At 74.3% G+C, this 21,305-nt stretch carries 25 protein-coding genes and 1 tRNA gene; 12 read left to right on the forward strand and 14 right to left on the reverse strand.

From position 1 onward, the window contains the following. The first annotated feature begins 41 nt into the window (after window positions 1-41). From ACH443_RS12655 to ACH443_RS12665, 3 genes are all read left to right on the forward strand, one after another. Window positions 42-1,904, forward strand: coding sequence for a choice-of-anchor I family protein (locus ACH443_RS12655; RefSeq protein ID WP_430590508.1), 1,863 nt, complete (start codon window positions 42-44; stop codon window positions 1,902-1,904). A 56-nt stretch (window positions 1,905-1,960) separates the two neighbouring features. Beyond that, window positions 1,961-2,632, forward strand: coding sequence for an ANTAR domain-containing protein (locus ACH443_RS12660; protein WP_429766542.1), 672 nt, complete (start codon window positions 1,961-1,963; stop codon window positions 2,630-2,632). A gap of 73 nt (window positions 2,633-2,705) precedes the next feature. Then, on the forward strand, window positions 2,706-3,410 hold the full coding sequence (locus ACH443_RS12665; RefSeq protein ID WP_429766540.1) for an ANTAR domain-containing protein: 705 nt from the start codon (window positions 2,706-2,708) through the stop codon (window positions 3,408-3,410). Window positions 3,411-3,440: 30 nt separating this feature from the next. Here ACH443_RS12665 and ACH443_RS12670 read toward each other — a convergent pair whose 3' ends face one another. Then, window positions 3,441-4,046, reverse strand: a complete 606-nt coding sequence (locus tag ACH443_RS12670) for a PAS and ANTAR domain-containing protein (RefSeq protein ID WP_430590509.1) — start codon at window positions 4,044-4,046, stop codon at window positions 3,441-3,443. Window positions 4,047-4,144: 98 nt separating this feature from the next. Then, window positions 4,145-4,684: a PadR family transcriptional regulator gene (locus ACH443_RS12675; RefSeq protein WP_429766536.1), complete on the reverse strand. Its 540-nt coding sequence runs from the start codon at window positions 4,682-4,684 to the stop codon at window positions 4,145-4,147. Between the two features lie 78 nt (window positions 4,685-4,762). Here ACH443_RS12675 and ACH443_RS12680 point away from each other — a divergent pair, with 78 nt between their 5' ends. Next, complete coding sequence (locus ACH443_RS12680) at window positions 4,763-5,827, forward strand: serine hydrolase domain-containing protein (protein WP_430590510.1); 1,065 nt, start codon at window positions 4,763-4,765, stop codon at window positions 5,825-5,827. A 6-nt stretch (window positions 5,828-5,833) separates the two neighbouring features. Here ACH443_RS12680 and ACH443_RS12685 read toward each other — a convergent pair whose 3' ends face one another. Continuing rightward, the gene (locus ACH443_RS12685) at window positions 5,834-6,379 is read right to left on the reverse strand and encodes a hypothetical protein (protein WP_430557325.1); all 546 of its coding nucleotides are present in this window, start codon (window positions 6,377-6,379) and stop codon (window positions 5,834-5,836) included. 100 nt (window positions 6,380-6,479) lie between these two features. Here ACH443_RS12685 and ACH443_RS12690 point away from each other — a divergent pair, with 100 nt between their 5' ends. Both ACH443_RS12690 and ACH443_RS12695 read left to right on the forward strand, forming a co-directional pair. Further along, the gene (locus tag ACH443_RS12690; protein ID WP_430557326.1) at window positions 6,480-7,016 is read left to right on the forward strand and encodes a toxin; all 537 of its coding nucleotides are present in this window, start codon (window positions 6,480-6,482) and stop codon (window positions 7,014-7,016) included. A 44-nt stretch (window positions 7,017-7,060) separates the two neighbouring features. Beyond that, window positions 7,061-7,660 carry a dihydrofolate reductase family protein gene (locus ACH443_RS12695; protein WP_430590511.1) on the forward strand — a complete coding sequence of 200 codons (600 nt, stop codon included), beginning with the start codon at window positions 7,061-7,063 and terminating at the stop codon, window positions 7,658-7,660. Here ACH443_RS12695 and ACH443_RS12700 read toward each other — a convergent pair. Further along, entirely contained in the window at window positions 7,642-7,878 is a 237-nt protein-coding gene (locus tag ACH443_RS12700) for a hypothetical protein (RefSeq protein ID WP_430590512.1), read from the reverse strand. The genes ACH443_RS12695 and ACH443_RS12700 overlap by 19 nt on opposite strands. 92 nt (window positions 7,879-7,970) lie before the next feature. On the opposite strand from ACH443_RS12700, the gene ACH443_RS12705 reads away from it, so the two are divergent. Then, a complete protein-coding gene (locus ACH443_RS12705) occupies window positions 7,971-8,594 on the forward strand; it encodes a hypothetical protein (protein WP_430590513.1) in 624 nt (207 codons plus the stop codon). A gap of 10 nt (window positions 8,595-8,604) precedes the next feature. On the opposite strand, the gene ACH443_RS12710 is transcribed toward ACH443_RS12705, so the two are convergent. Next, window positions 8,605-8,928, reverse strand: a complete 324-nt coding sequence (locus ACH443_RS12710; RefSeq protein ID WP_429766524.1) for a hypothetical protein — start codon at window positions 8,926-8,928, stop codon at window positions 8,605-8,607. 85 nt (window positions 8,929-9,013) lie between these two features. Continuing rightward, the gene (locus ACH443_RS12715) at window positions 9,014-9,682 is read right to left on the reverse strand and encodes a Type 1 glutamine amidotransferase-like domain-containing protein (protein WP_430590514.1); all 669 of its coding nucleotides are present in this window, start codon (window positions 9,680-9,682) and stop codon (window positions 9,014-9,016) included. Between the two features lie 126 nt (window positions 9,683-9,808). Between ACH443_RS12715 and ACH443_RS12720 the strand changes: the two genes are divergently transcribed. Together ACH443_RS12720 and ACH443_RS12725 are read left to right on the forward strand one after the other, a co-directional pair. Beyond that, on the forward strand, window positions 9,809-10,372 hold the full coding sequence (locus tag ACH443_RS12720; RefSeq protein ID WP_430557330.1) for a GNAT family N-acetyltransferase: 564 nt from the start codon (window positions 9,809-9,811) through the stop codon (window positions 10,370-10,372). A gap of 61 nt (window positions 10,373-10,433) precedes the next feature. After that, a complete protein-coding gene (locus ACH443_RS12725) occupies window positions 10,434-10,676 on the forward strand; it encodes a hypothetical protein (RefSeq protein WP_429766520.1) in 243 nt (80 codons plus the stop codon). 84 nt (window positions 10,677-10,760) lie between these two features. Here the strand turns inward: ACH443_RS12725 and ACH443_RS12730 are convergent. Next, window positions 10,761-10,850: transfer RNA gene (locus ACH443_RS12730), tRNA-Ser, on the reverse strand. A 145-nt stretch (window positions 10,851-10,995) separates the two neighbouring features. On the opposite strand from ACH443_RS12730, the gene ACH443_RS12735 reads away from it, so the two are divergent. Further along, a complete protein-coding gene (locus tag ACH443_RS12735; protein ID WP_430557332.1) occupies window positions 10,996-12,480 on the forward strand; it encodes a glycerophosphodiester phosphodiesterase family protein in 1,485 nt (494 codons plus the stop codon). Window positions 12,481-12,540: 60 nt separating this feature from the next. Here the strand turns inward: ACH443_RS12735 and ACH443_RS12740 are convergent, their stop codons facing one another. The 5 genes from ACH443_RS12740 to ACH443_RS12760 form a co-directional block, all read right to left on the reverse strand. After that, window positions 12,541-14,349 carry a glycosyl hydrolase family 18 protein gene (locus ACH443_RS12740; protein ID WP_430590515.1) on the reverse strand — a complete coding sequence of 603 codons (1,809 nt, stop codon included), beginning with the start codon at window positions 14,347-14,349 and terminating at the stop codon, window positions 12,541-12,543. 130 nt (window positions 14,350-14,479) lie between these two features. Next, window positions 14,480-14,857 carry a DUF6098 family protein gene (locus ACH443_RS12745; RefSeq protein ID WP_430590581.1) on the reverse strand — a complete coding sequence of 126 codons (378 nt, stop codon included), beginning with the start codon at window positions 14,855-14,857 and terminating at the stop codon, window positions 14,480-14,482. After that, the gene (locus tag ACH443_RS12750) at window positions 14,854-15,717 is read right to left on the reverse strand and encodes an SDR family oxidoreductase (RefSeq protein ID WP_430557334.1); all 864 of its coding nucleotides are present in this window, start codon (window positions 15,715-15,717) and stop codon (window positions 14,854-14,856) included. The genes ACH443_RS12745 and ACH443_RS12750 overlap by 4 nt, the downstream gene beginning before the upstream one ends. Window positions 15,718-15,773: 56 nt before the next feature. Then, window positions 15,774-16,484, reverse strand: a complete 711-nt coding sequence (locus ACH443_RS12755; RefSeq protein ID WP_430557335.1) for a PAS and ANTAR domain-containing protein — start codon at window positions 16,482-16,484, stop codon at window positions 15,774-15,776. Between the two features lie 82 nt (window positions 16,485-16,566). Beyond that, the gene (locus ACH443_RS12760) at window positions 16,567-16,749 is read right to left on the reverse strand and encodes a hypothetical protein (RefSeq protein WP_429766494.1); all 183 of its coding nucleotides are present in this window, start codon (window positions 16,747-16,749) and stop codon (window positions 16,567-16,569) included. Window positions 16,750-16,938: 189 nt separating this feature from the next. Between ACH443_RS12760 and ACH443_RS12765 the strand changes: the two genes are divergently transcribed. Next, window positions 16,939-17,508, forward strand: coding sequence for a DUF2231 domain-containing protein (locus ACH443_RS12765; protein WP_430557336.1), 570 nt, complete (start codon window positions 16,939-16,941; stop codon window positions 17,506-17,508). Window positions 17,509-17,514: 6 nt separating this feature from the next. Here ACH443_RS12765 and ACH443_RS12770 read toward each other — a convergent pair whose 3' ends face one another. Continuing rightward, on the reverse strand, window positions 17,515-18,177 hold the full coding sequence (locus ACH443_RS12770) for a PAS and ANTAR domain-containing protein (protein ID WP_430557337.1): 663 nt from the start codon (window positions 18,175-18,177) through the stop codon (window positions 17,515-17,517). 315 nt (window positions 18,178-18,492) lie between these two features. Here ACH443_RS12770 and ACH443_RS12775 point away from each other — a divergent pair, with 315 nt between their 5' ends. Next, window positions 18,493-19,692 carry an alcohol dehydrogenase catalytic domain-containing protein gene (locus ACH443_RS12775; RefSeq protein WP_430557338.1) on the forward strand — a complete coding sequence of 400 codons (1,200 nt, stop codon included), beginning with the start codon at window positions 18,493-18,495 and terminating at the stop codon, window positions 19,690-19,692. 17 nt (window positions 19,693-19,709) lie between these two features. On the opposite strand, the gene ACH443_RS12780 is transcribed toward ACH443_RS12775, so the two are convergent. Further along, window positions 19,710-21,296, reverse strand: coding sequence for an NAD-dependent epimerase/dehydratase family protein (locus tag ACH443_RS12780; protein WP_430590516.1), 1,587 nt, complete (start codon window positions 21,294-21,296; stop codon window positions 19,710-19,712). Window positions 21,297-21,305: the final 9 nt, after the last annotated feature.

The following is a 21,305-nucleotide window of genomic DNA, read 5'->3' on the forward strand; positions in this document are numbered from 1 at the left end:
CCGACGGCGCGCTCCGCGCGCCCCCGGCCCCGGAGGACCCCTTGCGCACACCGCTCCCCCGCACCCCGCGACTCGCACCCGCCCCGCGTCGCGCCGTCGTCGCCGGCTGCGCCACCGCCCTCGCCTGCGCGCTGGCCGCGCCCGTCGCGCTCACCGCGTCGGCACTGGGCGGCACGGGAAGCGGCGGCACGGGAAGCGGCGGCACAGGGAGCGGGGACGCGACGCCGGGCGCCGGCGTCGTCGCCGACCCTGCCGTGCTGTCGGCCGACGACGCCCGCCTCGCCCTGTCCCCCCTCGGCTCCTACGCCACGGGCATGTTCGACGAGTCGGCGGCGGAGATCGTCGCGTACCACGCCCGCTCGGAGCGCCTCTTCTCGGTGAACGCGCAGGCGGGCGAGGTGACCGTGCTCGACGTCGCGCGCCCGTCGTCGCCCCGCAAGCTCTTCGCGCTCGAGACGACGGATGTGCGCGCTGCGGACGGCTCGACCGTGCCGGACGGGGCGGTCGCGAACTCGGTCGCCGTGCGCCCGGACGGGCTCGGCGTCGTCGCGGTCGAGTCGCCCGACAAGGTCTCCGACGGCTGGCTGGTGCTGTTCGACGCCGCCGGCGACGGCGAGGCGCTCGGCGCGTGGCGCGTGGGCGCGCTGCCCGACATGGTGACGATCACGCCCGACGGCCGCAGCGCCGTCGTCGCGAACGAGGGCGAGCCCGCCGACGACTTCAGCGTGGACCCCGAGGGCTCGGTGTCCGTCGTCGACCTCCCCCGCCGGTTCACCGGCAAGCACGCGGGCCCCGTCGCGCAGTCCGCCGTGCGCACGGCGATGTTCCACGCCTTCGAGGGCGACGCGCTGCCGGACGGCGTGCGCGTCTTCGGGCCCGACGTCGCCGGCCCCGACGGGTCGCTCGCCCACCGCGTCTCACGCAACCTCGAGCCGGAGTACGTGACCGTGTCGAAGGACTCCCGCACCGCGTACGTCGCGCTGCAGGAGGCGAACGCCGTCGCGGAGGTCGACCTGCGCAGCGCCCGCACCACCGACCTGTGGTCGCTCGGCAGCAAGGACCACTCGCTGCCCGGCCAGGGCATCGACCCGTCGGACAAGGACGGCGTCGCCGCCGCGCGCGAGGTCCCCGTCCGAGGGCTGTACATGCCCGACGGGATCGCGTCGTACACCTCGCGCGGCCAGACGTACCTCGTCACCGCGAACGAGGGCGACGCCCGCGAGTGGGGCGACTACGTCGAGCCGGCGCGGGTCAAGGACCTGGGCGACGACGGCCTCGCCCCGGTGTGCGAGGACTCCCCCGCCGCCGGCCTGCTCGGCGACGCCGACCTCGGGCGCCTCAACGTCACCACGGCCTCCGGCCTGCGCGCCGACGGCTCCTGCTACGAGGAGCTGTACGCCTTCGGCGGCCGGTCGTTCTCGATCTGGGGCACCGACGGCGAGCTCGTCTTCGACTCGGGCGACGAGTTCGAGCGGGTCACCGCCGACGCGCTCGGCGACGCCTTCAACACCAACCACACCGAGACGAAGGGCGACGGCCGCAGCGACGACAAGGGCCCCGAGCCGGAGAACCTCGCCATCGGCGAGGTGGCGGGCCGCACGTACGCCTTCGTCGGCCTGGAGCGCGCGGGCGGCGTCATGGTCTACGACATCACGCGCCCCGAGCGGACCGCGTTCGTCACCTACGTCTCGAACCGCGACTACGCCGTGTCCGTCGAGGACGCGATCGACGACGGCGCCGACCCGGCCGCCGCGCTCGCCGGCGCCGGCGACCTCGGCCCCGAGGGGCTCACGTTCGTCCCGGCGTCCGACTCCCCCACGCACCGGCCGCTGCTCGCCGTGGCGAACGAGGTGTCCGGCACGACGACGCTCTTCCAGGTGGACCGGCTCGTCGGCCGCCGCTGAGGGTGTCGCCGGGGAGACCGCGGGACGGGGTCCGGGAGCGCGGGTACCGTGACGCCATGACCCTGTCCCGCTACCTCGACGAGTGCGCGATCCGCGCCGCGGCCGTGCTCGGCCACGGCGTCGAGGCGAGCATCAGCCTGCGCGAGCACGGCATCTCTCTGCGCGCCGGAAGCAGCACCCCCGGCGCGGGCCGCTGCGACCAGGCCGAGGCGCGCGCCGACACCGGGCCCTGCATCGACGCGATGCGGCGGGGCACGGTGCTGACCACGAGGCTCGCCGACATGGTGCCCGGCTGGGAGGCCTGGCAGGCGGCCGCTGACGCCGAGGGCTTCGTCCAGGCGCTCGCCGTCCCGGCCGAGGTGGGGCCCGGCGTCCGGGTGGCGATCAACGTGTACAGCCGCACGCCCGGGGACTGGCCCGCCGGCCTGGTCGACGCCGCCGTGGGGCATGCCGCGCTCGCGGCCGACGCCGTGCGCCTCCAGCTCCAGTTCGCCGACCTCGGCGACGCCGTCGCGGGCCTGTACCGCACCCTGTCCGACCGGGCGACGGTCGAGCAGGCGGTAGGCGCGATCATGGCGTCGAACGACTGCCCCGAGGACGAGGCACGCATCACGCTGCGGGCGGCGGCGGACCGCCGCAGGCTCAGCGAACGGGAGGTCGCCGAGGCGATCGTGCGGACCCTGGTCCTCGGCGGCGAGGGCGACACCATCGGCGGCCTCGACCGCTGAGCCGGGCGTCGCGCTCCGTGTGCATCGGCAATCGGTGCCACACTGGCCGGGAGGCGACAGGACGGAGCGATCGGTGAACACCTCCGAGCTGCTGGGTCTGCTCGCGCGGACCCTGGCCGGCCTCGACCCCGAATCCACGGTCGCGGCGCGGATGTGCCAGGCGTGCACCACGATCCTCGGCGCGCAGGGCGGCAGTCTCACGCTCGCCACCCTCGCCGGCGAACAGGTCACGGTGACCACCACGGACGCCGTCGCGGCGCGGGTCGAGAGCATCCAGGAGGTGCTCGGCGAGGGGCCCGGGCGGCGAGCCTTCGAGGACGACGCGATCGTCTCGGCCTCCCTCGGCGGTGCGCCGGACGACGGCTCGTTCCCCGTGTTCTCGCAGCTCGCCGGCGAGGCGTCCGTCGACGGCACGTGGTTCGGCATCCCCATGCGGGTCGGCGGACAGCCGGTCGGCGTGCTGGGGCTCGTCGTCGGGCCGGGCCACGCGCTGGCCCGGGACACCGAGGACGCGCAGTTCCTCGCGGACGCCATCGGCACGGCCGTGCTCGGCGAGATCGACCAGGTCGGCTGGGCCGCGCGAGCGAGGGTCGACCAGGCCACGGGCATGGTGTCCGCGCAGCTCCGCGTCCAGCCGCACGACGCCCTCGCCGTCCTGCGGGCGCACGCGTTCGGGCGGGGCAGCACGCTCGAGGACGTCGCGGAGGACGTCGTGGCGCGGCGGCTCAGCTTCGCCGACGAGGCCGGGCCCGTCGAGACGCGCCGCACCGACGACTGAGCCGGCCCGAGAGCCGACCGGCGCGGGAGGTCAGTCGCGGCGCAGCACGCGGTCGAGCGCCACGCGGCGGTCGACGTCGCGGCGGTGGGCGACGTCGACGACGGCCCGCGCCAGGTCCCGCACCGCCACGTTGTGGTCGTTGGAGGCCCTGCGCATCAGGTCGAAGGCGCCGTCGATCTCGACGTCGTAGACGACGGCGAGCACGCCCTTCGCCTGCTCGATGACGCCGCGGGTCGTCGCGGCCGCCCGGATGTCCTCGGAGGCCCGCGCGCCGGCCCGCTCCGCGACGTCGGAGGTCAGGTCGAGAAAGTAGCCCGCCGCCTCGTCGCGGCGCTCGTCGTCCTCCGCGCTGCCCACGACGGCGACCGTGAGCTCGCGGCGCCGGGCCGTCACGATCCGGTGCACGCTCGAGAACGCCCCCGTCGCGCGCGCCGTCCCGAGGGCGGCGCGGACGTCGTCGCGGTCCTCCGGGTGGGTGTGGGCGAGGACGAGGCCGGTGGTGGGCACCACCTCGTGCGGCTCGAAGCCGTGCAGGCGGAAGACCGCCTCCGACCAGGTCCAACGGTCGGAGGACAGGTCGAGACGGAAGGAGCCCACCAGGCGTGGGGCACGGAGGCCCGAGGGCTCACCGGTCACGGTGGTGTCTACGGGCACAGTCGCCTCCGACACTGCTCAGAGCGGACCGGCCACGGCTTGACCGGCGGCACGACTGTAGCAAGTGGACCACCCCCCGCTCACGGCGTGAGCGCATCGTGCTCCCGCGCGTAGCGGCGGAACCAGTCGCGCGCGAACCGGCCCGAGGCGAGGCCGTAGTCGAGGGTGGCGCGCTGGAACGCGAACACGTCGGCGAGCTCGTCGGGGACCTCCTGCCCGGCGAGCTGCTCCTCGAGCGCCTCCAGCCGCGCGACGTCCTGCTCGACCCGCGCCGTGAGCCGAGGCAGCACGGCGGCTCGCTCGTCCGGCTCGAGCAGGCCGAGGAAGAACAGGCGCGGCAGGACGGCGGCCTCCGTGTCGGGCCCGCTCACCGGGCCGGTCAGCCAGGCGCGGAAGTCCGCGCTGCCGGCGTCCGTGACGCGGTAGGTCTTGCGGCCCCGCGCCCCCGGAGCGACGTCGGCGACCTCGATGAGACCCCCGGTCAGCAGCGTCTCCAGGGCGCGCCGGATGCTGCCTGAGCTGGCGCTGTAGAACAGCGAGACCGACGCCTCGAAGTGCTTCACCAGGTCGTACAGGCTGGCCGGCCGCAGCAGGAGCAGCCCGAGGATCACGTGCGCCATGGTTCGACCCTAGACCGTTGACCCTCATAGACCTGTCTAGTAGACATGTCTATGAGACTTATCGACGGAGGAGAGGCCATGAGCACGTCACGCGAGATCGACCGCCTGAGGGCGAGGCTGGACCGGATCGCCCGACGGCGCCCGTCGATGCCGGCGCCCCAGGTGCTGGTCGTCGCGCCGGGGCTCGAGCTCGAGTCGGGCGGGTCGCAGCCGTTCCACGCGGCCAGCATCGGCAAAGTCATGACCGCCACGCTCGTCGCGCTGCTCGTCGAGCAGGGCCGGCTCGGGTTCGACACCCCGGTGGGGAAGGTGCTCCCGGGGAGCGACCTCGACGACCTCCCTGCCGCCCCCGGCGTCGACGTCGGCGCCGACGTCACCGTGGAGCACCTGCTCACCCACACCAGCGGGCTGCCCGACCTGTTCGAGCCGTCGGGCGTCCGCGAGACGGCATACTCCGTCGAGGTCACGGCGGTGCGTCCCGACCGGCGGTGGACCCCCACGACGCTGCTCGACGAGGTGCGCGGCCACGCCGCCGTCGGGCGTCCGGGCGAGCGGTTCCGCTACGGCGACCCGGGCTTCGTCCTGCTCGGCCGGATCGTCGAGGAGGTCACCGGGGGCCGGTTCAACGACGTCCTGCGCGAGCGGGTCCTCGCCCCCGCCGGGATGGAGCGCAGCTCCACCCCGTACACCGACGCGCGCACACCCGACGACCTTGCAGGCCTCGACGTCGCGCCGTTCTGGATCGGCGACCACGAGCTCAGCCGCGCCCTGAGCATGAGCCTCGACTGGGCCGGGGGCGGCATCGTCTCCCCGCCGTCGGACCTCGTCGCCTTCCAGCGCGCCCTGCACGGCGGCCGCCTCGTCTCCCCCGCGACCCTGGCCTGGATGAACCGGCCGCGGCACCGCCTGCGCCGCGGGATCCACTACGGGGCGGGCACCGTCACCATCCGGTTCGGCGAGTTCACACCGCCGTTCCTCCGGGGGCTGCCCGAGCCCGTCGGCGGCCTCGGGCACTTCGCCACCCACCTGTTCTTCTACCCGCGGCAGGACGCCCACGTGGTGCTGAACTTCCACGCCTACCGGCGCATGAACCAGTCGTTCATGACGCACGCCCGGATCGCCAGACTCCTCGCCCGTCGCTGAGCGCGGTCAGCCGCGCCGGGCGCGCACCCACCGCACCGCGCGCGGCACCTGCAGCGCGACCAGCGCCGCGAGCGCCCCGCCGCTGACGGCGTACAGGACCGACGGGACGGCGGAGTGGTCGCCGCCGGTGATCATGAAGGTGTCGGCGAGGTCCATGCCCATGCCGAAGCCGCCCCAGAAGTACGCCGGCGCGCCCAGCGCGAGCACGGCGAGCTGCCACGCCACAGCGGTGTCGGGGGCCACCCGCCGCCGGAGCGCGACGGCGCACCCCGCGACCGACAGCCCGACCCCGAACGCGGCCCACGCCACCAGGAACGGCACGCTGCCGGCCACCGTCCACCCCGCCGCCGCCAAGGCCCCGTAGATCTCCGCCTGAGTCATGCCGGGCATCGCCGCCAACGGCTCCAGCACCAGGATCGTCAGCACCATCACCGTCGCGTAGCACGCCACCACTGCCGGGCCGAGCGGGAGCCACCACTTGCCCCACCGTGTCCAGGCGGCGTCGTCCGACCGCGGTGCAGGGACGAGGACCGGCGACGGTCGTGGGCTCATCGGTCTCCTTCGTCCTGTCCGCGCCTCTCGCGTGCTCGCAGCCTAGATCCGCGGCGGGCATGCCGGCCGACGCCGCCGCGACCGGTGCTAGGTTTCCGCGATGCGCAGGGTGTCGGTGGTCGGGGCGGCCGGGTCGGGGAAGTCCACGGTCGGGAGGCGCCTGGCGGCCGGGCTCGGGGTGCGGCACGTCGAGCTGGACGCCCTGTTCTGGGGTCCCGACTGGACGCCACGTCCCCGCGACGACTTCGAGGCCGACGCACGTGCCGAGATCGCCGCGGACAGCTGGGTGATCGATGGGAACTACTCCCACCTGCAGGCAGAGGTCTGGGCGCGCGCCGACGCCGTCGTCTGGCTCGACCCGCCGCGGTCGGTCGTCATGGCACAGGTGTATCGGCGCACGCTGTTGCGTGCCCTCGACCGGACGGAGCTGTGGACGGGCACCGGAAATCGGCAGCGCTGGCGCGACGTCCTCGCGCCGTGGCGCAAGAGCTCCATCGTCCGCTGGTCGTGGGAGCAGCTGGACCGGTACCCCGAACGGTACGGCGCAGCGATGGCCGACCCCGCGCACTCGCACGTGGAGTTTCACCGGTTGCGGTCGCGCGACGAGGTCGACGCGTTCGTCGCCGCCGTCCGCTGACGTCGCGGGCGATGACTCCTCGCCGCCGCGACGGTCCACCACCCATGACCAGAGTGGTGGGCGACATCTCGATCTCGTTGGACGGGTTCGTCACCGGACCGAACCCGGGACCCGAGAACGGCCTCGGCGACGGCGGCGAGGCCCTGCACACGTGGGCGTTCAGCGACGACCCGGTGGACCGGGAGCAGCTGCGCTCCGCCACGGCGAGCAGCGGCGCCGTCGTGCTGGGGCGCAACCTGTTCGACGTCGTCGACGGGCCGCAGGGCTGGGACGACGAGGTGGGATACGGCGCCCGCGAGGTCGGCCGGCCGCCGTTCTTCGTCGTCACGAGCGACCCGCCCGTACGCACGCGGCTCGCGTTCTGGACGTTCGTCACCACCGGCCTGCGCGACGCCGTCGCGCAGGCCCGTGAGGCGGCGGAGGCTGGCGACGGGGACCGGGACGTCGTCCTCATGGGCGGCGGCGCGACCGTCGGCTCCGCCCTGGACGCCGGGCTGCTCGACGTGCTCGTCCTGCACCTCTCCCCCGTCGTCCTCGGCGACGGGACGCCGCTCTTCGTGGGCGGCCACGGCCACACCCTCGTGCAGCGCAGTGCGACGCCGTCGACGACGGCGGTGCACGTGGTCTACGACGTCGTGCGCTGATCGTCTCCCAGCGTCAGCCCGTCCAGGGCGCGGCGCAGCGCGTCCGTGTCCGGTCCGGGCGCGAAGGCGGGGGTGTGAAGGAAGTCCTCGAGGTCCGCGCGGGAGAAGTCGGCGAGGAGGTCCTCGATCCGGCGGCGCAGGGAGACGACGTCGGGTGGCGGAGCGGGACGACGTCGTCCACCCGCACCAGGAACGGGTTCGGCGGCCCGGCGAGGCACGAGTCCGCGAACCTCCGGAAGGCCGGGTCGAACGGCGTGACGCGCGCGGCGAGCGCGCCCTCCGTGTTTCCGCCGCGCCCTATGATCTCGCCGTGGACGACCGAGTCGACATGGCCCGCACGACGGCGCGCACCGGCCGTCCCTTTCCTCGCCATCGCCTGCCGATCACTGTCGCGGTCGTCGTCGCCCTCGCCTGCGGGGTCGGCGGCTGGGCGCACTACCGGGCCGTCGGTTCCTCGCTGGTCCACGGCGACGACCTGCGCGCGCCCGGCGCCGGCAGCTGCGTGCCGTGGGACGGCCCGCTCCAGGTGAACGAAGCCCCCACGCTGTCGAACACGACCGGCGCCACCGTGCACGTGAGCAAGGTCGAGCCCGCCGCGACACCCGGCCTCCGCGTGCACGAGGTGCGCGTCGTGCCACCCTCGCCGGACGTCGTCTTCGGCACCGCGTACGACCCGGAGGACCCCGGCTGGGAGGAGACCTCCGTGGTCGGCCCGGAGGGGATCACGCTGAAGCCCGGTGAGACGGTGCGGCTCGCGTACGTGCTGGAGGTCGACAGGGACGGCGGCTCGTTCCCGTACAGCACGGTCGCCTACGAGGTCGGCCCGTACTCCTACCGCGCGACCTACCCGCAGGCGGTCATGGTGCTCCCCACGACGACGGCGGAGTGCTCCCAGGAGGCGATGAACCAGCTCGCCGCGGAACCCATCCCCTGACCGGGTCCGGTCAGCGGGGCGCGAGGACCTCGAGCAGGAGCACCCCGACGGTCGCGACCGCCGCGACCGCCACCACCAGCAGCGGCGACCGGCGCCCCCGCAGCAGCCCGCGGACCTCCGCCGCGACGACCCACACGAACAGCACCGCCGACAGCAGCCGGAACAGCACCGGCACGACCTCCGGCGACTCGACGAGCGTCTGGACGTGCCGCCACCACGTCGTCACGAACAGCCCGGCGAGCCCCGCCTGGATGAGCGCGACACCGACCACCGCGGCAGCGCGGAGCGGGCTGGGGCCCTGCTCGTCCGGGTATCCGTCGTGGTGCGTCGTCATGCGGTGGTGGTCTCCTGGTGAGGGGCCGATCGGTGCGGGCCGGCCGGTGCCCGGCCGCCGCAGGCCAAGGTACAGCGACCGCCGGTCAGGCCAGCTTCCGCCAGGTCCCCTCGGACACGACCTCGACGGCGCCGTCGTCGACCACGAACGCCGTCTCGTCGTCGACGGCGTAGGCGGGGCCGCCGAGTGCCGCCGCCCAGCGCTCGGCCGCGGCCTCCGTATTGTCGGGTAGGTCGGGGTGGCCGAGGTGGGGGAACATCGAGAAGTCGACGACGCCGAGCGTGGCGGCGTCCTCGCCGTCGGGCGGCAGCCAGCCGACGAACTCCTCCCCGATGGCCGGCGTCATCACCATGCTCCCGCCGCTCATCCCGACCCACACGGCGTCGTCGAGCTCGGGCAGCAGGTCGGCCAGGCCGGAACGTCGCATCCAGTAGGCGAGGTAGCCGGCGTCGCCGCCCGCGGCCAGCAGGACGTCGGTCTCCCGCACCAGCGGCACCCAGCGCTCCTCGGGGATGCTCGGCAGCGCGGTCAGCTCGAGCACGCCGACCGACTTCCAGCCGAGGCCGGTCATGTGGTCCGTGGTGCCGGCGATGAAGTTCCAGGCGTTCCGCCCCGGGCCCACCCACGGGTGCCCGTACAGCGCGGTGGGGATGGCGAGGGCGGTGCAGTCCGCGACCGGTCGCGGGAGCAGGTCCTCCAGCGCGGCGCGGATCGCCGCGTTCCGCACGCCTGCGGATGTCAGCAGCAGCTTCATCGTGTGTCCCTCGGGTCGACGGTCGTTCTGCAGACGGCGCGACGGCGGCGGACTCATCGGCTCGACGCCGCACGGTGGGCGGGTATTTGCCGTGACGGCCGCACGGCGAACGCTGACGATGGGCGCATGCCGCCGCACCCAACCCCGACGCTGACCACCGACCGTCTGCGGCTGCGGCCGGTCGCCGACGACGACGCCGATGCACTCTTCGCGATGCACAGCGACGCCCACGTGCTGCGTTACTGGGACTCCCCGCCGTGGACCGACCGGGCGCGCGCCGACCGCTTCGTCGCCATGTCCCGGACGATCGAGGAGGAAGGGACCGGCGCCCGGGTGGCCATCGACCGCGCCTCCGACGGCGCCTTCGTCGGCTGGTGCGGCCTTTTCGAGTGGAACCCCGACTTCCGCAGCGCGACGCTGGGTTATTGCCTCGGCGAGCAGATGTGGGGCCACGGCTACGCGACCGAGGCAGCCCGCGCCCTGCTGGGGTGGGCCTTCGACACGCTGCCCCTCAATCGCGTCCAGTCCGAGACGGACACCCGTAACGCGGCGTCCGCCCGCATCCTGGAGAAGCTGGGGTTCGTGCACGAGGGAACCCTGCGCGAAGACTGCGTCGTCAACGGCGACGTCTCCGACTCGTGGGTCTTCGGGCTGCTCCGGAGGGACTGGGACGCGCTCGACCAGGCGTAGTCCCGGGTGAAGTTCTTGTCCGGCGCCGAGTCCGAGGCCCGCCGTTCCCTACTCTCGCCGGATGAGGACTCGTGCGTCGACTTTCATGCTTGTCGGCGGCATTTTGCTGGCCGTACTGGGTGCCGTCGTGTCCGTCGTCTTCTTCATGCAGCCGTGGCGCACCTGCCCCGACGACGACGTGCCTGCCGCTTGCCCGATGCTTCCCCTCGATGCGTCCATCATGACGACGGCGACGGTCGTGACCCTGTTCGCGACGGCGGTCGCCATCGCCGGAGCCGCGGGTAAGAGACGCATCATGCACTGAGTGCGAGTCCATGCGCCGTGGCGAGGTGCGGGGAACGACGAAGGACCCCACAGCCGCAGAAACTCGCGGGTGGGGCCCTTCGGGTGGCGGTAGCGGTGGGATTTGAACCCACGGTGGACTTTCACCCACACACGCTTTCGAGGCGTGCTCCTTAGGCCGCTCGGACACGCTACCTCGCCGGACGAACCGGCCCACCGAGGATACCCAACGAACCGGCAGACCCGAAATCGTCGCGCTGCCACCTCGTTCGCCGAGTCTTCATCCTGCCGTCGCCGGGCGGTCCACCGCACGGCTTCCCGGGGCACCTAGCGTCGCGCGCATGGCCAACCCACGACTTCGACGCACCACCACGTCCGCCCTCGCCGTCGCGCTCACCGCCGCCGCGGCGGTCGGAGGAACGACGGCGGCCACCTCGACCAGCGGCGCCGACACCGCCGCGACGTCGTCCGCCGCGTCGTCGCCCGCGCTCGCCTACGGCGGCAAGGGTCACGGCGGCCGGACCGACGCCCACCGGGCGTACCGCGACCTGCTGGACCACTCCGACGACGCGAAGATCCTCACCGCTGCGCACCGCGGCCAGTGGCGCGACGCCCCGGAGAACTCGCTGCCCGCGATCGAGGCGGCGTTCGACGACGGCGCGGAGATCGTCGAGCTGGACGTGCGCCTCACCTCCGACGGCGTGCCCGTGCTCATGCACGACGAGACCGTGGACCGGACGACGAACGGCACCGGCAAGGTCTCGTCGTTCACGCTGGCGGAGATCCGCGAGCTGCGGCTGAAGGAACACCTCGGCGGCGCGCAGACCTCCCTCACCGACGAACGCATCCCGACGCTCGCGGAGGCCATGAAGGTCGCCGCCGACCGCGGCCTGGTCAACCTCGACAAGGGCTGGCCGGCGCGGGAGGAGATCTGGGACGTCCTCGTCGACACGGGCACAGTCCGCAACGGGCTGTTCAAGTCGAACGCCCCGGTCAGCGAGGTCCAGCAGTTCCGCGACGCCCACCCCGGCGCCCTGTACCTGCACATGATCAGCGACGACAACCTCGCGTCCTTCGACGAGTTCGGCGACGACCAGCCCCTCGGATACGAGGTCGTGTTCGGTACCGAGCAGGACGCCGTCGCGCGGGCGCCGTTCCTCGCGCGACTGGCCAAGGAGTCACGGGTGTGGGTCAACTCGATGTGGAACGGCCTGGCCGACCACCTCACCGACGAGGCGTCGCTGGTCGACCCGAGCCGCGGCTGGGAACGGATCGTCTCCACCTACCGCGCGTCCATGATCCAGACCGACGACGTCCAGGCCCTCGAGCGCTGGCTCCGCACGGGCGAGGGCGACCCGGTCCCCCGCGGCAGCGTGCGCGTCCAGGCAGAGGACTACGCGCCCGGCGGGGAGGGCGTCGCGTACCACGACGTCGACGCCGGCAACCGTGGCGGCCTCGACATGCGGCCGGGCGACGACGTCGACATCTCCGACGCCGACGGCAACGTGCGCGTCTCCTGGATGCGCGGCGGCGAGTGGCTGACGTACGAGGTCGACGTGCCCCGCACCGGCACCTACGCACTGTCCGCACGGGTCTCGTCCCCGTACACGCCCGCGGGCGCCTACACCGTGTCGTTCGACGGCGGCGCGGAGAGCGAGCGCGTCGCCGTGCTCAGCACCACCAGCCACAACAAGCAGGCGCTGCAGCCCAGCGGCGTCGTGCAGCGCCTGACCCGGGGTACCCACACCGTCCGGATCAGCCTGCCCGGGGACGCCTACCAGAACTGGAACCTCGACTACCTCCAGCTCGACCCGGTGAAGGGCTGACACGGACGACGACGCCCGCCGCCGGGGTACCGGGGCGGGCGTCGTCGTGCGGCGGAGACGTCAGACGCAGGGCGCGCCGGCATCCCAGGAACCCTTGACGTCGCTGCCGGGCAGCTCGCCGCGGGTCCACCACTGGGCGGTGTGGTTCACGCCGGCGCGGGAGACGACGTCGCCCGACGTGTAGGTGGCGGCGGCGTCGAACGCCGGGCCGCAGTCCTCGGCGGCGACGGGGTGGTCGCCGTGCTGGCCGACGACCTTCCACGGGTCCTTCGTGGCCGCGACCGACGCGGGGGCGACGCCGCGCGTCCACCACTTCGCGGCGTACTCGACGCCGTCGTGCGAGACGACGTCGCCGGTCCGGTAGACGCCGGTCGGGTACCAAGGGGCGGCGCCGTCGCCCTCGACGAGCGGGCCGGGCGTCGCGGCCTGGAAGGTGCGGACCAGCGCGGAGCTGAGGTCGCGGTCGGCGTCGCCGGCGATGTCCCACAGGTAGGCGCCGCCGAAGCCGTTCTCCGCGAGCCACTCGGCCTTGGCCGTCACGGAGCGCGGGGTGTCGAGCGTCCACCACTCGTCGCCGTTGGAGTAGTAGCTCTGCCCGGCCTGCTCGTCGTAGTGCTCGGTGAAGCCGCCCTCGGCGAACCGGTCCTGCAGCTGCGCGTAGTACGTGAACGGCAGCGATCCGCCGCTGGCGGGCGCGCCGGGCGTCGGGTCGTCGACGCCCTTCCACCCGTATCCGTACGCGGCCAGGCCGAGCACGAGCTGGTCGCCGCGGTACCCGGCGTTCTTGTAGGCGTTCATGAGGCCGTCGGCGGCGAGGCCCCAGTTCGCCGACTGGTCCGGGTCCCCGTACGAGGGGTACTCGTGCAGGTTGCCCTGGTGGCCGGTGCTGCCCGCCTGCCACGGCCCCACGTAGTCGTAGCCCTGGATGTTGAGGAAGTCGACGACGGCGGCGAGCCGCGGGTCGACCCACCCGCCCTCGGTGCGGCCCGCCCACGACGCCGGGGCGAAGCCGGTGATGAGGTAGTCCTCGCCGGTGGTGGCGCCGCGCGCGTCGAGCTCGGCGCGCAGCAGCTCCGCGAAGGCCAGGAAGTTCTCCTTGTCCGCCTCCGGGTGGTCGCTCGGGTGCTCCCCACCCACGACGGGCCACTCCCAGTCGATGTCGAACCCGTCGAAGATGCCGGCCGCGGCGCCGTCGCCGCCCTTGGTGCCGTGCTCCGGGTCGTCGACGACGGGCAGGTTCCCGTCGAGGTACAGGTCGATGCACGAGTCGACGAGCCGCTGCCGGCTCTCCGGGCTGCTCACCGCCTCGGAGAAGTTGTCCGACCAGGTCCAGCCGCCCAGGGAGATCAGCACCTTGAGGCCGGGGTTCGCCGCCTTGAGCTTCTTCAGCTGGTTGAAGTTGCCCGCCAGCGCCTGGTCCGCGTCGTCGGCCACGCCGTCCACGGCCTGGCCGGCGCCCTTGAGCTGCACGTAGTCGTTCAGCGGGTCGCCCTCCATGTGCCCCTCGGGCAGCCCGGTCTCGGGGTCGATCGCCCCCTCGTCGGGGTCGACGCGGTCGGTGATGTCGCAGACGAGGTCCGTCGTGACGTTGCCGAAGGCGTAGTTGAGGTGGGTCAGGTCCTCGACCGCCCCGGAGCGCTGGAGGTCGGCGACCTCGAACCCGACGTCCTGCGGGCCCCAGCCCGGGAAGTAGGCGGGCGTCTTGAAGCCGTTGACGCCGTCGGCGTCGTGCACGGACGCGGCGCCGGGCAGGGGCGGGGTCGACGGCGCGGGGGCGGCGGAGGCGCCGCCGGCGGTCAGCCCGACGACGGCGGCGGCCGCGGCGAGCGTGAGGGCGCCGTGGCGGCGCGGGGACGGTCGGTGTCTCATCGGGAGCCTCGTTGCTTCCTCCGGGCGCACCCGGATCAGGATTTGTTCGGGCTCCTGCACAATAGCGTGGACGGCACGGCGTGACCAGGCCGCGCACAGCTCGTCCCCAGGTCAGACGCGGTGGGACGGCTCAGGTGCCGTCGTTGCCCGGGTCGAAGACTCGGGCGTAGAGCTCCGCCGCCTCGTCCACGACGGCGCGGTCGATCGACGCGGCCGGCACGGCGGCGACCAGCAGCGGCTCGCAGTCCGGCCCGCGCCCGGCGACCTCGCCGGTGAGCGCCCACGGGAACCGCTGCGGCGTCATGAGGTGCGCGTACTGGCACAGCTGCCGCGCCACCCAGTGCTCCACGGGGCGGTCCCACCACGGCTCCGGGTCCAGGGGGTTCACGCTCAGGCCCGGCAGCAGGCACCCGCTCTCGTGGTCCCTGCTCTCGGCGGCGGCGTCGGCCACCGGCCCGGCGCTGAACCGCACGTACAGCGGCGTCGCGACGTCACACGTCCCGCTCAGAACACCGGCTTGCCGCCCGTGACGCCGACGACGGTCGCCGAGACGTAGCTCGCGTCGCGCGGGGAGGCGAGGAACACGAACGCCGGCGCGACCTCCGCAGGCTGCCCGGCGCGGCCGAGCGGCGTGTCCTGGCCGAACTTCTGCACCTTCTCCTCCGGCTGCGTGGCCGGCTGCAGCGGGGTCCAGATCGGGCCGGGGGCGACGGCGTTCACGCGGATGCCGCGCGCCCCGAGCTCGCCCGCAAGGTTCACCGTGATGTTGTTGATGGCCGCCTTGGTCGACGCGTAGTCGAGCAGCGACGACGACGGCTCGTACGCCTGGATCGACGAGTTGTTGATGATGCTCGACCCCTCGCCCAGGTGCTTCAGCGCCGCCTGCGTGACCCACAGCAGCGCGTACAGGTTGGTCTTCAGCACCCGGTCGATCTCGTCGGTGGTGATGTCCTCGACGGAGTCGCGCCGCGCCATCTGGAAGCCGGCGTTGTTCACGAGGAGGTCGAGCCCGCCGAGCTCGTCGACCGCCCGGTCGGGCAGGCCACGCGCCGTCGTCTCGTCGGTGAGGTCGCCCGGCAGCAGCGCGGCCTTTCGACCCGCCTCGCGCACCCAGCGCGCCGTCTCCTGCGCGTCCTCCTCTTCCTCCGGCAGGTACCCGATCGCGACGTCCGCGCCCTCGCGCGCGAACGCGATCGCCACGGCCCGGCCGATCCCGGAGTCCCCACCGGTCACCAGGGCGCGGAGCCCGTCGAGCTTGCCGGAGCCGCGGTAGCTCTGCTCACCGTGGTCCGGTGCCGGCGTCATCGCGCCGGTGAGGCCCGGCGGCTCCTGCTGCTGGGCGGGGAACGACTGCTGGTCGTCGGCCATGCTGTCCTCCTCGGGTCGTGGGTCGGTCGTCGGGTCCGTGGTCGCGCGGCCAGCCGTCACGCAGCACGACGGCGCGCGAGTTGCGCCTCGTGCACGTGCGGCCGCTTGGCAGGCTGTACGGCGGCGAGGGCGTCCTTGACGCCCTGCTTGGCGAGACGGCCGAAGCCCTCGCCGGCGGCGAGCTGCGCCATCATCTGGGTGGCGGCCTCGCGCAGCGTGGCGCCCGTCGCGCCCGCCGCCTCGGTGAGCATGCTCTCCGCCGCGTCCTCGTCCACGGCGTGCACGGCCATCAGGACGCCCTTGGCGCGCTCGATCGAGGCGGCCGAGACGAAGGCGCTGTCGAGGGCGCGGCGCACGTCGCGCTGCACCGCCTCGCGCTGCACCGGCGTGACGTCGACGACGTAGCCCGCCACCTCGGGCGGCCCGTCGCCGCGGGGGCGTCGTGCCTGCGCCGTGACCAGCAGGGTGCGCGTGCGGCCGTGGGCGTCGACGACGCGCCGGGCCGTCACGACCGGACCGCCGGAGCCGAGCGCGCGTGCGGCGTCGTGCACCACGCGATCGCGATCGTCCGGGTGCAGCTTGGCCTCGAGGGTCTCCGGGCCGGGCTCGAGCGCGCCGGGCTCGTGGCCGAGCATCGCGTCGACCTCGTCGGACCACCACCAGCGTCCCGTGCCCGCCTCGGCCCGGTAGGAGCCGGTGAGCAGGTGGGTGCCGACCGCGAGCGCGGAGACGAGGTGGTCGGTGCCGGCGGGAGTTGTCGTCGTCATCGTGACCTCCGAGTGGGGAGGGTCGGTGCCGCTTCCTGACGCCGGGCCTCCACGCTAGCGCCGCCGCGCGCGGACGGCCACCTCACCCCGCGTCGAAGCGGTCCTCGCCCTCCTCGTCGGGGTCGTCCTTGGGCTGCTCGCCGGGGACGGCGCCGACGTCGGCGGCCTTGCCGTCGCCGCGGTCGTGCGCCGCCCGCTCGCGCTCGGCCTGGTGGCGCGGGTCGTCCTCCTCCGCGCGGTCCCGCTCGGTGGGGTGCTCGCTCATCCTGGTCCTCCTCGGGCTCGGTCTCGGGTCGGTCCCGGCACGTCGTCCCACCCTCGGGCGGGTCGGCGCTCCCCGCATCCGGGGCCGCGGCGGCGAGCAGCCGGCGCCCGCCCTAGGGTCGAGTGGTGGCGTCGAGGAGGGGCGCCTCGCCCGACGCACGCGACGGACGCTCGCGATCCAGGAGGCACGATGCCCGCGCACCGGCACGCCGAGCCGCCCGCCGACCAGCCCCTGCCGAGGCTCGCCGCCGAGCTCGAGAGCGCGGAGCGCCTCGACCCTCTGGCGGACCTGTACGACCGGATCTCGCGCACCGTCGTGCCCTCGCCGGGCCGGGCGCGCGACGAGCTCCGCGGCCGCTCCGTCGGCCATCCCGTGCACAGCGTGCTCACCGACCTGCCGATCGGGCTGTGGGCGAGCGCGGTCGCTCTCGACCTCACCCGCCCGCACGGGCACGCGGACGCCGCCCGCCGTCTGGTGGGCCTGGGGTTGCTCGCCGCGCCGCCGACGGCCCTGACGGGGCTGGCGGACTATCGCGCGCTCAGCGTCCCCGCGCGGCGCGTCGCCGCCGTGCACGCGACGTGCAACGGCGTCGGCACCCTGCTGGCGCTCGCCTCGTGGCGGGCCCGGCATCGGGGCCGCACCGGGCTCGGCACGCTGCTCAGCCTGGCCGGCATGGGCGCGGTCGGCGCGGGCGGGTACCTCGGAGGCCACGTCGCGCAGGCGATGCGGGAGCCCCGGCACGTCCCCGGGGCCGGGTGAGCGCGGCTATCGCGTGCGGCGCTCGGAGCGGTTCTGGAGCAGGTCGGCCATCGTCTCGGCGACCTGGCGCATGTCGCCGTTGCCGCCGGCCGCGAGCGCCACGATGCGCGCCGAGATCTCCCGCAGCGGCAGGTTGGAGTGGTTGGAGGCCTCGCGGAGCCAGTCGAACGCGCCCTCGAGGTCGGTGCGGAGCGCGCACATGACGACGCCCTTGGCCTGCTCGATCGTCGCGCGGTGGGCGGCGGACGCCCGGATGCTCGCGGTCGCCCGCACGTCGGCGATGCGCGCGACCGCGGGGGTGACGTCGGTGAAGTAGCCGACCAGCTCGCAGACCGCGCCCGCGGCGTCGGTGCGGCCCTCGCCCACGACCGCGAGGGTCCGCTCCTCGCCGTGCGCGTCCATGATGCGGTGCACGCTGCTGAACGGCTCGCCGGTCGCGCAGGCGTGACGGAGGACCTGGCTCACCCGCGCCCGGTCGTCGGGGTGCTTGTGCGCCAGGATGAGCTCGGTGGTGGGGACGATCTCCCCTGGCTCGAAGCCGTGGATGCGGTAGGTCTCGTCCGACCACCACCACAGGCCGGTGGACAGGTCGTGCCGGTACCGGCCGACTGGATGGCTGGTACCGAGGGCCAGGGTGCCCTCGATGTCCCATGAAGTCGTGTCGGTCATGTGGATCCTCTCGTCGTGGCGGATCGCTCCGCTGGAGATCGAGCCGCCTCATGACTCCCCTCGACCGTAGCCCGCTTCCGAGCGGGTGAACAGCGCGGGTGCTCCGGACGACGCCCCGGTGGCGACCATGACCGAGGCGCGTGCACCATCGACGGTGCGGGGGCCGTCCGCGGTCGCCGCGGGCCGGATGTCCAGCAGCGCGGCACCCGGTTCCGCCTGACGGGTGAGCAGCCCGCCCCGGTGATTCACTGGCGGCGTCGGTGCAGCAGCTCGCCGGCCGAGGGGCACGGGCCCCGACGGCGGAAGGACGCAGCGGTGCGCGCACTGACCTGGCAGGGCAAGGAGCACGTCAGCGTCGAGGACGTCCCGGACCCCCGCGTCCAGGAGCCGACGGACGCCGTCGTCCGCGTGACCTCCACCGCGATCTGCGGCTCCGACCTGCACTTGTACGGCGTGCTCGGGATGTTCCTCGACGCCGGTGACGTGCTGGGGCACGAGGCGATGGGCGTCGTCGAGGAGGTCGGGGACGACGTCGGACACCTCGCCGTCGGCGACCGCGTCGTGGTGCCGTTCGGCATAGCCTGCGGGCGCTGCTGGATGTGCGAGCGCGGCCTGCAGAGCCAGTGCGAGACGACGCAGGTCCGCGACCATGGCAAGGGCGCGGCACTCTTCGGGTACACGCGGCTGTACGGGCAGGTGCCGGGCGGACAGGCGCAGTACCTGCGCGTGCCGCAGGCCCACTACGGCCCGGTCGTGGTGCCCGACGACGGCACGCCCGACGAGCGCTGGCTCTACCTGTCCGACGTCCTGCCCACCGCGTGGCAGGCGGTGGAGTACGCGGACGTGCCGGAGGGCGGCAGCGTCGTCGTGCTGGGGCTCGGGCCCATCGGCCAGATGGCGGCCCGCGTCGCCCTGCACCGCGGGGCGAGCACGGTGGTCGGCGTCGACCCGGTGCCCGCACGGCGCCTCATGGCGCAGCGGCACGGCGTCATCACGTTCGACCCGGGAGAGCGCGGCGTGCGCACGGCGGTGCGCGACCTCACCGACGGACGGGGACCCGACGCGGTGGTCGACGCCGTCGGGATGGAGGCGCACGGCTCGCCCCTGGCCGAGACGACGCAGAAGCTCGTGGGCCTGCTGCCCGACGTCCTCGCCGCCCCGCTCACGGAGAAGGGCGGCGCCGACCGGCTGGCCGCGCTCCTCGCCGCGTGCGCCCTGGTGCGGCGCGGCGGCACGGTGTCGCTGTCGGGCGTCTACGGCGGCGCGAAGGACCCGCTGCCGCTGATGCAGATCTTCGACAAGCAGCTCACGATCCGCACAGGCCAGGCGAACGTGCGCCGATGGACCGACGACCTGCTGCCCCTCGTCGCCGACCCTGCCGACCCGCTCGGCGTGCTCGACCTGCGCACGCACCGCCTCCCGCTCGAGGAGGCGCCGGAGGGGTACCGCGCCTTCCAGCGCAAGGAGGACGGCTGCATCAAGGTCGTGCTGGACCCCTGGGCCACCGGCGCGTAGGCGTCAGCGCGGAGGCATCAGACCGACGCGGCCTCGCCGTCCCGGAAGGCGCGCCGGCGCGCGTACTCGTGCAGGCGGTCGAGGATGGCGAGCTGCCGCTGCGCGCGCTCGGCGAGCTCGCGGAACTGGGCGGGGTCGAGGCCGAGCTCGCCGGCGTACTCCTCCAGGGTCTGCCAGCCGCCCAGCTTGCCCACGACGGCGGACCGCATGAGCTCCGTCTCCAGCACCACGGACATCGGCGACCGCTCTACGACCCGGCCGTTGAGCTTGAGCCGGCCGACCCGCTCGGCGACGCCCGCCATGAGCTGGCGGTGGCGCCGCCGCGGGAGACCCAGCTCCTGCAGGAGCCGCACGTACAGCTCGCGCTCGGCCCGGATCTGCTCCGCCACCTCGACCAGCTCGGCGTGCAGCGGCAGGTCGGCGTAGTCACCCACCATCCGCTCGATCCGGCCGAGGCCCGCCGTGGCGCCGGTGAGGTGGTCCGACAGGTACAGGCCGAGGAGCTCCCGGTCGACCTGCGGCGGCACCGCCGGGTGCGGGCCGCGCAGCGGCAGCGTGGACGCGCCGGCGGGCCGGGTGGCCGACGGGCGCAGCGGCGCGGATCCCAGCCCCCGCCCCTCGGCCATCCCCGCCACGACCTCCTGGAGCGCGTCGCCCGCCGACGTCCGCGCCCGCCAGCCGAGCTCCGTGACCACCCTCGTCGTGTCCATCACGGGGGCGCCCATAGCCATGTCCACCCAGCCCGGGTCGGCGGCGACGACACGCGCCGCGTGGCCGAGCGACACCGCCGCGCGCACCGCAGCGGGCGGCACCTCGACCAGGCGCCCGTGGTCCACGAGCCGCGCGACGTCGGCGCCGCGCAGCAGGTCGTCGGCGGCCACGTTGAACGCGCCGCCCGCACGACGCAGCAGCACGCGCCGGTAGGCGTCCGCGGCGTCGTCGCCGTGCACGGCCTGGAGCCGCAGCCCGGCGGGCAGCGGCAGCAGCGGCGGCCGGCCGAGGCGCAGCAGGCCCACGGGCAGGACCCTCCCGACGAACAGCCGGGTCACCTCCGCGCCCGCGTCGCCCTGGAAGACGAGCGCGGTGCGCAGCCGCGCGACGGTGACCTCCGGGTGCGCGCGCTCGAGCTCGTCCAGCACGTCCTCCTGCGCGGCCTTGTCGACGCTGTAGTGCGAGGTCGGGACGCCGTCGGCGGGCCAGTCCTCGGAGCGCGGCTCGTCGTCGTCCACGGGCGAGTACACGCCGACGGACGACGCGACGACCAGGTGCGGCACGCCGGCGGCGACGACGGCGCGCGCCACCCGGCGGGTGCCCCCCACATTGACGGTGCGCAGCAGGTCCCGGTCGCGGTTCGGCTGGATCAGCCAGGCGAGGTGCACGACGGCGTCGGCGCCGCGGAACAGCCCCGTGAGCTGCGCGACGACCGCGTCGTCGTCGCCCGCGAGGTCCATGGCCGCCCACTCCGCGTGCCGGTACGGCTCGGCCGTGCGGTCCGGCAGCCGACGCGCCACGCCCAGCAGGGACGTCACCTCCGGCTCGTCCGCCAGGGCGCGCAGCAGCGCCGTCCCGACGTTCCCGGTCTGACCCACCACGACGACCCGCATGCCGCACAC

Origin of the sequence: Isoptericola sp. NPDC019571 (genome assembly GCF_044389385.1) — a bacterium.
GTDB lineage: Bacteria > Actinomycetota > Actinomycetes > Actinomycetales > Cellulomonadaceae > Isoptericola > Isoptericola nanjingensis.